This is a genomic window from Maribacter halichondriae (assembly GCF_027474825.1).
GTDB lineage: Bacteria > Bacteroidota > Bacteroidia > Flavobacteriales > Flavobacteriaceae > Meishania > Meishania halichondriae.
Map to the genome: position 1 here is coordinate 967,238 of NZ_CP107030.1, position 15,263 is coordinate 982,500.

A 15,263-nucleotide genomic window follows, 5' to 3' on the forward strand; every position below is an offset into this window, starting at 1 on the left:
TTCTAAATTTTCTATTTTTCTTTTGGGGAAGCCAAAAGTATTCTATATTTGCAAACCTTTTCGGGCAATTAGCTCAGTTGGTTCAGAGCACCTCGTTTACACCGAGGGGGTCGGGGGTTCGAGCCCCTCATTGCCCACAAAAGTCGTTCATTAGAACGACTTTTTTTGTTTGAAAATCTATCGAGTCATATTTCTTTGGACTAAAAACCGATTCGCACAAAATCACACCACTTCGGCCACAACAAAAGTACTTCCGCCAACAAATATGAAATCGTCTTCATTAGCTTTCTCAAGAGCCATTTTCAGTGCTTTTTCTACGGATGAATAAGAATTTCCATTAAGACCTAAATCGTTGGCGTTTCTCCGCAATAATTCCGCATCAAGTCCTCTTCTGATTTTGGGCCTCGCAAAATAATACTTAGCATTTTTTGGGAATAAGGGCAACACCGAATCAAGGTTTTTGTCCTTCACAAAACCCAATATGATATGCAGGGTATTGAACTTTTGTAACTGAATTTGTTGCAATACCAATGAGAGCCCCTCGTAATTATGTGCGGTATCGCAAACAATTTTCGGATTTTCACCCAATATCTGCCATCGTCCCATCAAACCCGTATTTTCAACAACATTTTTAAGCCCTGAAACAATATTCCGCTCTTCTATTTTAAAATTCTTAAGTTCTTTTAGGGCCGCTATAACTCCTTTGATATTCCTCTCTTGATAATTCCCGAGAAGTGAAGTCTTATACGATTTTTGAATGATGTCTTCGGCAAATACGATTTTGGAACCCTTTTTTGAGGCATTTATTATAAAAATATCTTCAACGGCTTCTTGTCGCTCACTGATAACAACTGGAATATTTTGTTTTATTATTCCCGCTTTTTCGAAAGCGATTTTTTGCAATGTATCGCCCAGCAAATCAATATGATCTAATCCGATATTGGTAATCAGTGAAACTTCGGGCAAGATAATATTGGTAGAATCCAATCGCCCGCCCAAACCGACCTCTATGATGGTGATATCGACTTTTTTAATTGCAAAATATTGAAACGCCATACCAACGGACATTTCAAAAAATGAAAGTCTTTCCTTCTCGAAAAACGATTTGTTCTTTTCGATAAAATCGATAACGAATTTCTTGCCTATTGGCTTCCCGTTTATTCTGATACGTTCGCGAAAATCCTTTAGGTGGGGAGAAGTGTATAAACCAACTTTGTACCCGGCTTCCTGTAAGATAGAGGCCAACATATGACTACTCGATCCTTTGCCATTGGTTCCGGCAACATGAATGCTCTTAAATTTCTTTTCAGGATGGTCTAAATGAGAAGCAAGTGAAAGAATATTGTCCAACTTTCCGTTAAAGGCAACTTTTCCTTTTTGTTGGTACATTGGAAGTCGGTCGAACATCCAATCCAAAGTCGCTGCGTAGGTCACTCCCCAAGTTTGAAATTGACCACTACGAAACCAACTTGTTGGCTAGGTGCATTTGAATCAAGATTCCATTTATGCTTGAAGGCGGTTTTCTTTGCCGGGTCTAAAAGACATGGGGCATTATTGGTAGTTCCTTTGACGCCAGGTGTTGCGCTGACGACATTACCATTCCGGTCTACCACAATTTTAACCACTACCCTGCCGGATTCGTTACATTCTTGTTGGACTTTTCCTTTGCTGACCAGCGATCGACCGTTTAACCCATAACCGCCCGTACCGCTTCCAGAACCTGGCGAACCATAATAACTTGTAGCATAAGGATCGCCGTCAGGAGAACCTTTATCTCCAGCCTTGTCATCATCCCCCTCACTTCCTGATGCCGTGCCATCAGACTTGTTCAGTCCACCCATCAGTTCGTCCAATTCTTTTTTCTTGGCCTCCTGTTCCTGGCGTTTTTTCTCTTCGGCCCGTCGTTGCTCATCTGCTTTTCGTTGGGCTTCGGCCTTAGCCTTTTTTGCCTCGGCATCAGCTTTACGCTTAGCCTCTTTGGCGGCGTCTTCAGCCTTTTTCTTGGCTTCGTTGGCCTGCTTTATTTTTATGGCCTCTTCATTATCTTGGGTAAGTACTTTTTCTGAAGGGGCTTCTTTGACAACTGTTTCTTCCGGCTCCTCTTCCACAGCTTCTTCTACAGCCTCCTCCACAACTTCTTCCTGTTTGGTCGGTTCAACAGGCGGAGTATCCAAAGGTTCCGATCTAATTTTCTCTTTGGGTTGTACTTGGCCACTACCAAAATCCATAGTACCAAAATTCACGGATATTCCGTTCTCGATTGGCGGATCCATATAGGTCAGCCCGATATAGAATAAAACAAGCAGGAGTACACTCAACAGTAGTGTCGTAAGTGTAAAGGATTTTTTCTTATGTCTCGTGTCTAAGAATGACATTTTGCCAATTCAGTTTTAAAATCTCGTATTATTAATTTGAATTATTTTTTGTTCAGATGATACAAAAAATATCAGCATAGCCTTAGCTACGGTTATCTTTTTTGGAGAAATATGAACGAAAAAGAAACAAATTATATGCGTTATTTTAATGCCGAACTGGCATCAATTGGGTCGCACGGCCAAAATAACCTTGTAATTGTTCCTATTGGCAATATCCATAACGTTGACCGCTTCTTTGATAGCTACGCTTTCTTCTGCCCTCAGGATGATGGTAGGTTTGTCTTGACCTTGTAGTGCCTTTTTTAATTCAATTTCTATATATTCTCCGTTGATTCTCTCGTTGTTCACAAAATATTGCAGGTTCTTGTCGATACTTACCGAAACATTTTGCGTATTGGTAGACTTCCCTTTCGCTTTGGGCAATAACAAATCCAATGCATTCGGTGAGTTCGCCGTTAGCATGAAAAATATCAATAGCAGAAAAACAATATCCGTCATCGACGACATGCTAAAATCAGGACTTACCTTATTTCTTCCTTTCAATTTCATATATCAAGGATTAAAGCGGTTCGTTCAATAAATCCAAAAACTCGACCGCATTGGCCTCCATTTTATGAACCACCTTGTCAGTTCGGTTTACTAGGTGATTATAGCCCATATAAGCAATTATACCAACGATAAGACCTGCCACCGTTGTGGTCATTGCCGTATAAATCCCTGAGGCCAAAGAGCCCATCTCGGCTTGTCCACCGCTAGTAGCCATTTCATGGAATGCCAAAATCATACCAATTACGGTTCCAAGGAATCCGATCATTGGGGCAGCACCGGCAACTGTTGCCAAAATACTAACGTTCTTCTCCAATTTATAAACCTCCAATGTGCCCGCATTTTCAATTGCGGTATTGATATCATCTAAAGGTTTACCTATTCGGGAAACTCCCTTTTCGGTCAATCGGGCCACTGGAGAATCGGTCTGGGCACACAAAATCTTGGCCGCTTCCAATTTACCATTGGTGACATGGTCACGAATTTGGTTCATAAAGTTACTGTCGATCTTTGAAGCCGCGTTCACGGCCAGCAAGCGCTCAAAGTATATATATAGGGCTACCGCAAGCATAATGAAGAGTACAGAGATAATTACTATACTTCCAGTCCCTCCACTGAAAATCAAATCCATGACCGAAAGGGTCTTCTCTTCGGAAAGTACTTCACCCGTTGTGGGATCCGTGGCAAGGTCTTGCATCAAAAACATATATTTTCTCTTATTGATTTGCCCTTATAACGGCATTTTATCGATTAAATTATGCGTTCAGCACTAAATTTCGAATTAATATGAAAGTTACCGCACCAGCTATAAATCCAAGGAATGCCAGCCATGCTATTTTCTTCAGATACCAGAAAAAATCAATTTTTTCCATTCCCATGGCAACAACTCCGGCAGCAGAGCCAATAATCAACATACTACCCCCGGTTCCTGCTGAATAGGCGATAAAATGCCAAACAGGGTCATCAATGGGTACAGAGAACATGCCCATACTGGCTGCAACCAAAGGAACATTGTCGATTACCGCCGAGCCAACACCTAATATCAAAACCACCAAATCGGAGACATGCTCCCCAATTGATTCCGTCCCCAACATGGGCATTGTAGAATCCAAGGTTTCTGCAAAATGAAATAATAGACCTAAAGATTCCATGGCGGCAACAGCGAGCAATATTCCCAGAAAGAATAAAATACTCGGCAGTTCAATTTTTGAAAGTGAGGCATGAACCGGACTGTGATGACCATGCGAATCACTCACACCCGGAACATCTACAGCGTCGGAAATAGTAAACTTTGAATTACTGTAAATCTCGGCAAAAGTGGCTACCATTGCCAAGGATAGCATCATGCCCACATAGGGAGGCAAATGTGTAATGGTTTTGAAAATCGGAACAAATACAATTGCTCCCAACCCTAGATATAACATAGTCGCACCAAACCTCGATTTTGGTTCTTCCAACGCATCAACGTCCCTATCGATATTCCCCTGAAAAGCTTTATAATTACTGGCAACCAATACAGGTACAATCATACAGGCAATCGAAGGCACCAACACATGCTCTATCAATTGTAGGGCAGTTACCTTATTACCTATCCACAACATTGTCGTGGTAACATCTCCAATAGGAGACCAAGCTCCACCGGCGTTGGCCGCGATTATGATCATACCCGCAAACCATAATCTTGTATTTCGATCATTAATGACCTTCTGCAAAATCGTTATCAAAACGATAGTTGCAGTTAAATTGTCAATGATGGCCGAAAGAATAAATGCCAATATCGAAAAAAGCCACAACAATTTACGCTTGCTTTTAGTTCTAATAAAGCCTTTTATGGTCGCAAATCCATCAAAATAATCAATGATTTCAACTATCGTCATAGCACCCAGCAAGAAGACCAGAATCTCGGCAGTCTTTCCCAAATGGTGCAGTAGCATTTCATCGATGTGGCTGGGTTCAAGCTCCTTAAGTTCTGTATTGACCTCAAAGACCGGCATATGCGTCAACGCAATGATAGCCCATAATATGGCCATCATGGCCAAGGCCGGGATTAGTTTGTCAATCTTCAGGTTATGCTCCATGGTAATCGCGAGATAACCCACAACAAATACAATGATAATAATGGTTTCCATACTCGGTCGGTTTATGTTAAATCAATTGTTTCAATGCGATTTCAAATCCTGTGCTACTCAAATTAGTCTTCGAAGGATTTTGCTTAAAGATATTCAAAATTGCTTTTCTAATTGTGTTCGATGTGTCATTAAATATTAAATCATCATCCATGCCCACTTTTTTTTCCATGAAATAGGCAAAAACACGGGCCATTCCACAATTCGAAATAAAATCGGGAATAAGGCTCACGCGTCCATCGGTATATTCCATTATCGGTCCGAAGAAAATTTCCTTATCTGCAAAAGGCACATTGGCGCCGCACGAGATGACCTCTAGACCCGTATCTATCATCTTACTGATTTGATCTTTGGTAATTAACCTTGAAGCGGCACAAGGAATAAATATTTCTGTAGGAAGCGTCCAAATCCGTTCATTGATTTCCTCAAAAGGAATCATTTGGTTCGCATCGGCCATTAGGTTGTTTCCTTTTTTATTCAGGAAAAAAGATTTGATTTCATCGAACGAGAAACCCTCTTCTTTTATAACGCCTGCCGCTCTATCGATAATACCGACAACTTTTGCACCCATCTGCGCCAAATAAAACGCCGCGGCACCACCCACATTGCCAAATCCCTGAACAACCGCTCTTTTCCCCATCACATTGCCGCCATAAATGTCGTAATAATGACGAACGGCTTCGGCAACTCCAAAACCGGTAATCATATCGGCTACGGTATATTTTCTTGAGACTTCAGGTGAATATTTCGAGCTTTCCAAAGCTTTGATAACCCCCAATCGAAGTTGTCCTATGCGATTTATTTTATCGGCTTCAGTCGGTCTAAAGTGTCCATTAAAAACGCCCTCCTGCGGATGCCATACCCCGGCATCTTCGGTAATGGGAATGACCTCATGGATTTCGTCGACGTTCAAATCGCCACCCGTACCGTAATAACTTTTCAAAAGCGGTGCGACTGCATGGTACCATCGTTCTAAAACCCCTTTTTTCCGAGGATCGTTCGGATTGAAATTAATTCCTGATTTTGCACCGCCTATTGGCGGTCCCGACACGGTGAATTTAACTTCCATGGTCTTCGCCAAAGAGAGCACCTCGTTCATATCAAGCCCTTCACGCATTCTCGTACCACCACCGGCAGCCCCTCCACGCAAGGAGTTTATAACCGTCCAACCTTCAGCCTCGGTTTCCGGGTCTTTCCAGTTGAAAACAATTTCGGGCTGTTTGTTCTCATATATCTTGAGTAATTCTTTCATCGTTCTGATTTAATTAAAAATTATGAATCCGTCCGCTTTTCAGCGACCATGTTACTACCTTTTTCTATTTTGTTTTTCCGCCTATGGCGGTTAGTGCTGTCTCATAATTTCTCGATTAAATCCGATGCTTTCGGCATAGGCGAACAAATATAAAAAAATGCTTTGGTTTAGGTATTTTTCTTTACCGTCTTACTGTTGTGTTACTCTTAAAAACAGCTCGCGAATTTTCCTGATTTTTCGAACATACCCTTATATTTGTACAACTGTTTACCAATTCCGCAATATTATGGACTTTGCCCTTTCCGAAGAACAATTGATGATCCAACAGGCCGCACGGGATTTCGCCCAGAACGAACTCCTACCTGAAGTAATCGAAAGGGACGATGCTCAACGTTTTCCTGCTGAGCAAGTCAAAAAAATGGGAGAACTCGGTTTTATGGGAATGATGGTGGATCCCAAATATGGTGGCAGTGGATTGGACACCATGTCATACGTATTGGTTATGGAGGAACTTTCTAAAATCGATGCCTCCGCTTCCGTAGTCGTATCCGTAAATAATTCCCTGGTCTGTTATGGTCTTGAGGCTTTTGGAACGGAGGAGCAAAAAGATAAATACCTAACGCGATTGGCGTCAGGGGAGATAATTGGTGCATTCTGTTTGTCGGAACCTGAAGCAGGCAGCGATGCCACTTCCCAAAAAACAACCGCTATCGACAAAGGCGAACACTATGTTTTGAACGGCACAAAGAATTGGATCACCAACGGAGGAACGGCGGAAGTTTATCTTGTCATTGCACAAACTAATAAGGAAAAAGGCCATAAAGGAATCAATGCCCTAATTGTCGAAAAAGGTATGGATGGCTTTGAAGTCGGCCCCAAGGAAAATAAGTTAGGCATCCGCGGAAGCGATACACATTCCTTAAACTTTAATGATGTTAAAATCCCCAAGGAAAACCGCATCGGGGAAGATGGCTTCGGGTTCAAGTTCGCCATGAAAACCTTGGCGGGGGGTCGAATCGGAATTGCCGCCCAGGCATTGGGAATAGCTGCAGGCGCTTATGAACTTGCCCTCAAATACTCCAAGGAAAGAAAAGCTTTTGGCACCGAAATCGCCAACCATCAGGCCATCGCCTTCAAATTGGCCGATATGCACACCCAAATTGAGGCAGCCAGACACTTGGTATATAAAGCGGCTTGGGAAAAGGATAATGACCTAAATTATGACCTATCGGGTGCCATGGCCAAACTCTACGCCTCACAAGTGGCCATGGATACAACGGTCGAGGCCGTTCAAATTCACGGTGGTAATGGTTTTGTAAAAGACTACCATGTAGAACGTCTCATGCGGGATGCCAAAATCACCCAAATCTACGAGGGAACCTCCGAAATTCAGAAAATCGTTATTTCCCGCAGTATTTTGAGGGATTAGATGCCGATTGGCATTATCAAAATCTCAATTTTAACAGCCAAAATTTTCGAAATTCAAGATTATTTAGTGTTTTATTACAATCGTTGTGTTTTTTGTTGGATAGCAGCCAATTCACTGGGAATAATTCAATAAAAATGATATTTTTATAGGCTTGGATAACCAAAAGCTAACCTGTCGGGCTTAAAAATATTTGGATTATGACATTGAAGAAACAAGGATTGTATTTACCTGAATTTGAGCATGATAACTGCGGAGCAGGTTTCATTTGTAGTTTGAAGGGGAAAAAGTCCAATGATATTATTCATAAGGCATTGGAAATCTTGGACAAACTCGAGCACCGAGGTGCCGTAAGTTCCGATGGAAAAACCGGAGATGGTGCTGGAATCCTTATCGACATACCCCATGATTTTTTTAAGGCGGAATTGGCCTTCGAAATTCCCGAACCAGGCGAATATGCAGTGAGCAACGTTTTTCTTCCCCGTAAAGAGAACCAAAGAAAATTCTGTATCGATATTTTCGAGGAAAATATTAAAAAACAAGGGCTTCAACTTCTGGGCTGGCGTGATGTTCCAGTAAATCGTTCGATTCCCGGGCGCATTGCAATGGAGACTGAGCCCTTTGTCATGCAGATATTTATTGCCAAGGAAAAACCGTCACAAGACGAGTTTACCTTCAATCTTAAATTGTTCACGGCCCGAAAGATAACCGAACATGCCATTTTAAATTCGAAGTTATCCGAAAGTGGTTTCTTCTACCTGCCAAGCCTTTCAACAAAAATTATAATTTTCAAGGGTCTTTTGATGCCTAAGGACATTAGCCTTTATTATAAAGATTTAATGGATCCCAGGGTGGTCACTCGCTTGTCATTGGTGCATCAACGTTTTTCAACGAACACCTTCCCGACCTGGGATTTGGCGCAGCCTTTCCGATATATGTGTCATAATGGTGAAATCAATACGTTGCGTGGAAATGTATCCCGCATGAAATCTAGGGAAGAGCTAATGAAAAGCGACCTTTTTGGTGATGAAATCAAAAAAATACTTCCTGTAATACTTCCCGGAAAATCGGATTCCGCTACCATGGATATGGTGGTTGAAATGCTGTTGATGACGGGACGATCCCTTCCCGAAGTGATGATGATGCTGGTACCCGAGGCTTGGGAGAAAAATCCCGATATGTCTGAGGCCAAAAGGGCTTTTTATGAATACAATTCATGCATGATGGAACCTTGGGATGGCCCGGCATCCATACCTTTCACGGATGGAAATTATATCGGTGCTGTATTGGACAGAAACGGACTAAGACCTTCGCGATATACCGTGACAAAAGATGGCTACGTCATTATGTCTTCTGAAACCGGAGTCTTGGATATTGCAGCCAAGAACGTAGAACACCATGGCCGCCTTGAACCTGGAAAAATGTTTTTGGTCAACATGGAGGAAGGTCGTATTATCAATGACGAGGAAATTAAACAGGAAATCGCCTTGCGCCATCCGTATAAAAAATGGTTGGATAAAAACTTGGTACACCTTCGAGATATACCCTATAATGACTGCCCCTTGTTTTTAGGAGAATCTTCTTTGGAAAAAAGAAAATCGGTCTTCGGATATACCTTGGAAGATATCAATACCATAATCCTCCCGATGGGGCAATACGCCAAAGAACCCATCGGATCCATGGGTTCGGATACTCCGATTGCCGTATTGTCACAACGACCACAATTGATTTACAACTATTTTAAACAATTGTTCGCCCAAGTGACCAACCCTCCTCTAGATGGTATTCGAGAGGAGATGATTACCGATATCAGTTTGACACTGGGTAGTGACCAGAACATTTTTGAAATGACCGAACTGCACTGCCGGAAGTTGAAAATACAAAACCCGGTTATTTCAAAGGAGGATCTCGATAAGATCAAGAATTATGATTCAAGTCCTGATTACAAGGTAGTCTCCATACCTATTCTTTATGAAATTGAACGCGGACACAATGGTTTGGAAGATGCCTTGGAATCGATTTTAAAACAGGCTTCACATGCTATTGATGAAGGCACTAACATTATTATTCTATCGGATAGGGATGTCGATGAAAAAATGGCCCCAATCCCTGCATTATTGGCTTGCTCGTTTGTAAACAGTGGATTGCAAAAATTGGGCAAGCGTTCCAAACTAAGTATCATTATCGAATCCGCCGAACCACGAGAAGTACATCATTTCTGCCTCTTGTTCGGGTTTGGGGCAAGCGCCATCAATCCGTATCTCGTCAATGAAATAATCGGCGAACAGATAGAGGAACACGATATCACGGAATTCACATTTGACGAAGCCGTTAAGAATTACAACAAGGCTATCGGTAAAGGCATCTTGAAAGTGATGAATAAAATCGGCATTTCGACCCTTAATTCATATCGTGGCTCACAATTGTTCGAATGTATTGGTATCAATACCAAAGTGGTCGATAAATATTTTCCGAGTACGCCGACCCGTATTCAAGGGATCGGGCTATATCAAATTGAAAAGGAAATCGCCAAAAGACATCAAAACGCATTCGCTAAGAAAGAAATTGCTGCAAACCTGGAATTAGAAATCGGTGGCGAATACAGATGGAGAAGGGACGGTGAAAAACACATGTTCAATCCGCTTTCCATTGCTAAACTCCAAAAAGCCGTTCGTGGTAATGAGCCCGATACGTACAAAGAGTTTGCCGAAATGGTGAACGAGCAATCCAAAAACTTGATGACCATTCGCGGTCTGTTCGAGTTCTCAAATTATGACCCTATTCCCTTGGAGGAGGTAGAACCTTGGACGGAAATTGTAAAACGCTTCAAAACGGGAGCCATGTCCTATGGTTCCATTAGTAAAGAAGCCCATGAAAACTTGGCCATTGCAATGAACCGTATTGGAGGTAAGAGCAATTCTGGCGAAGGGGGTGAAGACGAAGATCGTTTTTATAAAAATGCAACAGGTGATTGGCGCAACAGTGCGATAAAACAGGTGGCCTCGGGTAGATTTGGGGTAACCTCCAACTATTTAAGCAATGCGAAGGAGATACAAATAAAAATGGCCCAAGGAGCGAAACCTGGGGAAGGTGGTCAATTGCCCGGCCCGAAAGTCAATCCTTCGATAGCGAAAACAAGAAATTCAACGCCCTATGTAGGTTTGATTTCTCCCCCACCACACCATGATATTTATTCCATCGAAGATTTATCGCAACTCATATATGATTTGAAATCGGCGAATCGAAAAGCACGAATCAATGTAAAATTGGTTTCCGAAGTAGGTGTGGGGACCGTTGCTGCTGGCGTCGCTAAAGCCAAAGCCGATGTGATTTTGGTTTCTGGTTTCGACGGGGGCACGGGGGCATCTCCCTTGACATCATTAAAGCATGCCGGACTCCCATGGGAATTGGGAATTGCCGAAGCGCAACAAACTTTGGTCATGAACGACCTGAGAAATCGCGTCGTTTTGGAGTGTGATGGACAGTTAAAAACCGGTAGGGACGTTGCCATAGCCTGTCTGCTCGGCGCCGAGGAATTCGGTTTTGCGACCGCACCTCTGGTAGCCTCAGGATGTATTATGATGCGTGTATGTCATTTGAACACCTGTCCAGTTGGTATTGCCACCCAAAATCCGGAATTGCGCAAAAAGTTCGAAGGAAAACCGGAGCATGTGGTCAATTACATGTACTTTGTCGCCCAAGAGCTGCGCGAAATCATGGCGCAATTAGGGTTCCGAACGCTCAACGAAATGGTGGGGCAGGTTCAAAAGTTGGATCGAAAAAAAGCCATCGATCATTACAAGGCAAACGGAATCGATTTGACCCCCATCCTGCATCAAGTCGATGTACCGGCCGGCACCAAGTTCTACAATACTGAAAAACAAAGGCACGATGTCGATAAATCCATCGAGTTTGAGATTATTGCCAAGGCGAATCCTTCATTGTTCAGAAAGGAAAAATTGAGCCTTGACTTTCCGATACGAAATACAGATCGGGCGGTAGGGGCCATTATCAGTAATGAAATCTCCAAAGTATATGGTGCACAAGGCCTTCCTATCAATACATTGCGGTTGAACTTTACAGGGTCTGCCGGACAAAGTTTTGGTGCTTTCGCCACTCGAGGATTAACACTGACCGTAAACGGGAATACAAACGATTATCTCGGAAAAGGATTATCAGGCGCTAAATTGGTCATCAAAGTACCTGAAGGGTCGACCATCGTTCCTGAAGAAAATGTTATCACAGGTAATGTGACTCTATACGGCGCTACTGCAGGAAGAGCATACATTAATGGAAAAGCGGGCGAACGATTCTGTGTACGTAATTCAGGTGCCAAGGCGGTTGTCGAAGGTATCGGAGATCACGGATGCGAATATATGACCGGAGGTGTCGCGGTAATTCTTGGCGAGGTCGGAAGAAATTTTGGCGCGGGAATGAGCGGTGGAATTGCCTATGTCTACGACCCGAATAAGACTTTTGAAAAAAAGTGCAACACAGAGGCATTGAATTTATTAAAAGTTGAGGAGGATAATGACATCGAACAGTTGAAAGACTTGATCGAGAGCCACTATAACTATACCATGAGTCCGCTTGCACAACGTATTTTAGAAAAATGGGAAACGAGCCTGCCAAAATTTGTAAAGGTTTTCCTGAAGAATATAAGCAGGCCTTGATTCGCTTAGCAAAGGAAGCATTGGAAACAACATAAAATCGAAACATGGGAAAGATAACAGGATTTTTGGAGTTCGATAGAAAAGTGGAGGAATACGCCCCCGCAGAAGAACGCATAAAGCACTACAAAGAGTTTACAAAACCTTTAAAAGAAAAAGAACTCAAAGATCAGGTGCAAGGTGTATGGATTGTGGGATTCCTTTTTGCCACAGCGGTTGCCCGTTGGGCAATTTGATTCCCGATTTTAACGATGCCGTCTATCGTGGCAAATGGGACAAAGCCTCCGATATGCTGCATGCAACGAATAATTTTCCGGAATTTACGGGAAGATTGTGCCCCGCACCATGCGAAGAAGCCTGTGTATTGGGAATCAACGAAGATCCGGTTACGATTGAAAATATTGAAAAAAATATTGCCGAGACCGCCTTTGAAAAAGGTTGGATCGTGGCAGAACCACCAATGAACCGCACAGGTAAAAAAGTGGCGGTCATCGGTTCGGGACCCGCAGGTTTGGCAGCGGCACAACAATTGAATAGAGCGGGACACTTGGTAACCGTTTTCGAAAGGGACGAAAAACCGGGAGGATTATTGCGCTATGGTATTCCGGATTTTAAAATGGAAAAGCATGTCATTGACCGTAGGCTAAAAGTATTGGAGGAAGAAGGTATTGAATTCAAATGTGGCGTTCACGTCGGAAAATACATTAAAGCAGATACCTTGAAAGCCGATTTTGACGCCGTTGTACTTTGTGGAGGGGCGACCGTTCGAAGAAATTTGCCAATCGAAGGTGCCGATTTAAAGGGGGTCGTTCAGGCGATGGAGTTTCTTCCTCAAAACAATCGTAGGGTAGATGGCGTAAAAGAATTGGGAGAAGAAATTCTTGCCAAAGGAAAAGATGTGGTCGTTATTGGTGGTGGAGATACGGGTTCGGATTGTATTGGAACCTCTTTTCGGCAGGGTGCTAAATCAGTTTCCAATTTTGAGATTATGCCAATGGGTTCGACCGAACGCCCCGAAGGGCAACCTTGGCCTTTTTGGCCGATGCGTTTGCGCACAAGTTCTTCCCATAAGGAAGGTGCGGAACGTTTTTTTAGCATTTCCACCAAAAAATTTGTCGGCGATCAAGATGGAAATTTGACCGGATTGATTACCTCCGAAATCGAATGGATCCGGGAGCCAGGAAAATCCATGGTTCTGAAAGAAGTCGAAGGAACCGAAAAAGAATGGAAATGTGAATTGGCCCTTCTCGCGCTAGGATTTACGGGTTCGGAAATGACAATTGCAGAACAATTGGGATTGGAAGCCGATCATAGAACCAACATCAAGGCATCCGAAAAAGACTATATGACCAATGTACCCGGAGTATTTGTAGCAGGTGATCAGCGAAGAGGGCAGTCCCTTATTGTTTGGGCCATTTCGGAGGGACGTCAAGCTGCTCATCACGTAGACACTTATCTTATGGGAGAATCGGTACTCCCCCTAAAAGGTGAGGGTGATTTACCGAGGGTTTAAAAATCCTTATAAAATCAGTCTTTAGTTATCTGGCTCCCCCACCAATCTTCATTTGGTGAAAAATCCTTGGCAAGCATATTCATTCTTGCTTCTTCCAAGTTAGGCCATGTTTCGTTGACTATTTTTTCATGTCGCTGCTGGGCAAGAGTACTATCATGCTCCATGTCTTTGCTGGGCCTATTGGCCCCCACCTCATTTAACCAACCAAGTAATTTTCCTCTTAGTTGTTCGGCCATTTCGTGATGTTCACCCACGATGTTATTCTGTTCCCCGATATCACTTTCGAGTTTATAAAGTTCATCGCGCCCATCCTCCCAATAATGAATTAGTTTCCAACCATTTTCTTGAATGATGGAAGACGGCTCACCCCCTTGATTTCCATAATGTGGATAGTGCCAGAAAAGTGGACGGGAAATTTCCATTGGTTTGCCTTCAAGAATCGGTTTAAGGCTAATGCCATCAATATGCTGTTGAGGTAATAGATCGATTCCGATCAAATCCAATAGGGTAGGATAAAAATCCGTTCCAGTGACAGGAAAATCACTTTCTGAACCATTATTTTTTAGCCATGGAACTTTTATAAAGTAGGGTTCTCGAATACCACCTTCCCATTGATATCCCTTCCCTCCTCGAAGTGGTAGATTGGATGTAGAAAACGAATCCCCTGATGCAACACCGCCATTATCGGAGGTAAAGATCACAATGGTCTCATCGGCAATACCTTGTTCATCCAAAGCATCCAAAACTAAACCAACGGCATCATCCATTTGCTCGACCAGTCCGGCATATATTGGATTATCTTGCACTTGTCTTATGGGCAAAACCGTTTCCATTTTGTAACCAGTTTCGGATATTCCACTTTTCTCTGCTTTGTCTCGATACTTGGCCCATTTGGTTTGAGTCGTTTGAATCGGGCCATGTACGGCATAAAAAGATAGAAAGGCAAAAAAGGATTCCGCTTTACTTTCTTCTATAAACGATACGGTCTCCTTGGCCAATCGCATAGAAAGGTTTTCTCCAATTACCCTATTTTCCAATTTAGGATTTTCCCAAGGAGAGAAATATCCTCCAATGGGGCTTCCTTTATCCCATCCTCCTTTATTGATATCAAAACCATGATCCTCAGGATACGACCCCTCATTGCCCAAATGCCATTTTCCAGAAAAAAATGTCTTGTACCCAGCATTTTTCATAGCCTCGGCCAATGTCACATCGTTTTCAGGTAATCTATGCACATATTCGGCAGGCAGTAATTTATCATGTCGGTTGGTTGTACGCCAATCGACTCCAGATTTAGCTCCTATCCAATCCGTTATACCATGTCTTGCCGTGAATTTGCCCGTCATAATACTTGC

The 15,263-nt window shown here is 42.8% G+C and carries 9 protein-coding genes, 1 tRNA gene and 1 pseudogene (1 of these 11 cut by a window edge); 4 read left to right on the plus strand and 7 right to left on the minus strand.

The window, feature by feature from the left end; genetic code table 11:
- Window positions 1-62: 62 nt before the first annotated feature.
- Window positions 63-137: transfer RNA gene (locus N8A86_RS04395), tRNA-Val, on the plus strand.
- Between the two features lie 85 nt (window positions 138-222).
- On the opposite strand, the gene N8A86_RS04400 is transcribed toward N8A86_RS04395, so the two are convergent.
- The 6 genes from N8A86_RS04400 to N8A86_RS04425 all read right to left on the minus strand — a co-directional run bounded on the left by N8A86_RS04400 (window position 223) and on the right by N8A86_RS04425 (window position 6,299).
- Window positions 223-1,434 carry a bifunctional folylpolyglutamate synthase/dihydrofolate synthase gene (locus N8A86_RS04400; RefSeq protein ID WP_273567958.1) on the minus strand — a complete coding sequence of 404 codons (1,212 nt, stop codon included), beginning with the start codon at window positions 1,432-1,434 and terminating at the stop codon, window positions 223-225.
- On the minus strand, window positions 1,431-2,375 hold the full coding sequence (locus N8A86_RS04405) for an energy transducer TonB (protein WP_273567959.1): 945 nt from the start codon (window positions 2,373-2,375) through the stop codon (window positions 1,431-1,433). The genes N8A86_RS04400 and N8A86_RS04405 overlap by 4 nt, the downstream gene beginning before the upstream one ends.
- A 162-nt stretch (window positions 2,376-2,537) precedes the next feature.
- Window positions 2,538-2,924, minus strand: coding sequence for an ExbD/TolR family protein (locus N8A86_RS04410; protein WP_273567960.1), 387 nt, complete (start codon window positions 2,922-2,924; stop codon window positions 2,538-2,540).
- Window positions 2,925-2,934: 10 nt separating this feature from the next.
- A complete protein-coding gene (locus tag N8A86_RS04415) occupies window positions 2,935-3,627 on the minus strand; it encodes a MotA/TolQ/ExbB proton channel family protein (RefSeq protein WP_273567961.1) in 693 nt (230 codons plus the stop codon).
- Window positions 3,628-3,676: 49 nt separating this feature from the next.
- Window positions 3,677-5,050: a sodium:proton antiporter NhaD gene (gene nhaD, locus N8A86_RS04420; RefSeq protein ID WP_273567962.1), complete on the minus strand. Its 1,374-nt coding sequence runs from the start codon at window positions 5,048-5,050 to the stop codon at window positions 3,677-3,679.
- Window positions 5,051-5,066: 16 nt separating this feature from the next.
- The gene (locus N8A86_RS04425; RefSeq protein WP_273567963.1) at window positions 5,067-6,299 is read right to left on the minus strand and encodes a Glu/Leu/Phe/Val dehydrogenase dimerization domain-containing protein; all 1,233 of its coding nucleotides are present in this window, start codon (window positions 6,297-6,299) and stop codon (window positions 5,067-5,069) included.
- A gap of 286 nt (window positions 6,300-6,585) precedes the next feature.
- Here N8A86_RS04425 and N8A86_RS04430 point away from each other — a divergent pair, with 286 nt between their 5' ends.
- From N8A86_RS04430 to N8A86_RS04440, 3 genes and pseudogenes are all read left to right on the plus strand, one after another.
- The gene (locus N8A86_RS04430; protein ID WP_273567964.1) at window positions 6,586-7,728 is read left to right on the plus strand and encodes an acyl-CoA dehydrogenase family protein; all 1,143 of its coding nucleotides are present in this window, start codon (window positions 6,586-6,588) and stop codon (window positions 7,726-7,728) included.
- A 197-nt stretch (window positions 7,729-7,925) separates the two neighbouring features.
- Window positions 7,926-12,433, plus strand: a pseudogene (gltB, locus tag N8A86_RS04435) (glutamate synthase large subunit).
- Window positions 12,434-12,489: 56 nt separating this feature from the next.
- A complete protein-coding gene (locus N8A86_RS04440) occupies window positions 12,490-13,908 on the plus strand; it encodes a glutamate synthase subunit beta (protein WP_273569022.1) in 1,419 nt (472 codons plus the stop codon).
- A gap of 14 nt (window positions 13,909-13,922) precedes the next feature.
- On the opposite strand, the gene N8A86_RS04445 is transcribed toward N8A86_RS04440, so the two are convergent.
- On the minus strand, window positions 13,923-15,263 hold the 3' portion of the coding sequence (locus tag N8A86_RS04445) for a sulfatase (protein ID WP_273567965.1). Its footprint extends 153 nt past the window's final position; only the last 1,341 of its 1,494 coding nucleotides appear in the window; its start codon lies beyond the right edge, outside the window; the stop codon is at window positions 13,923-13,925.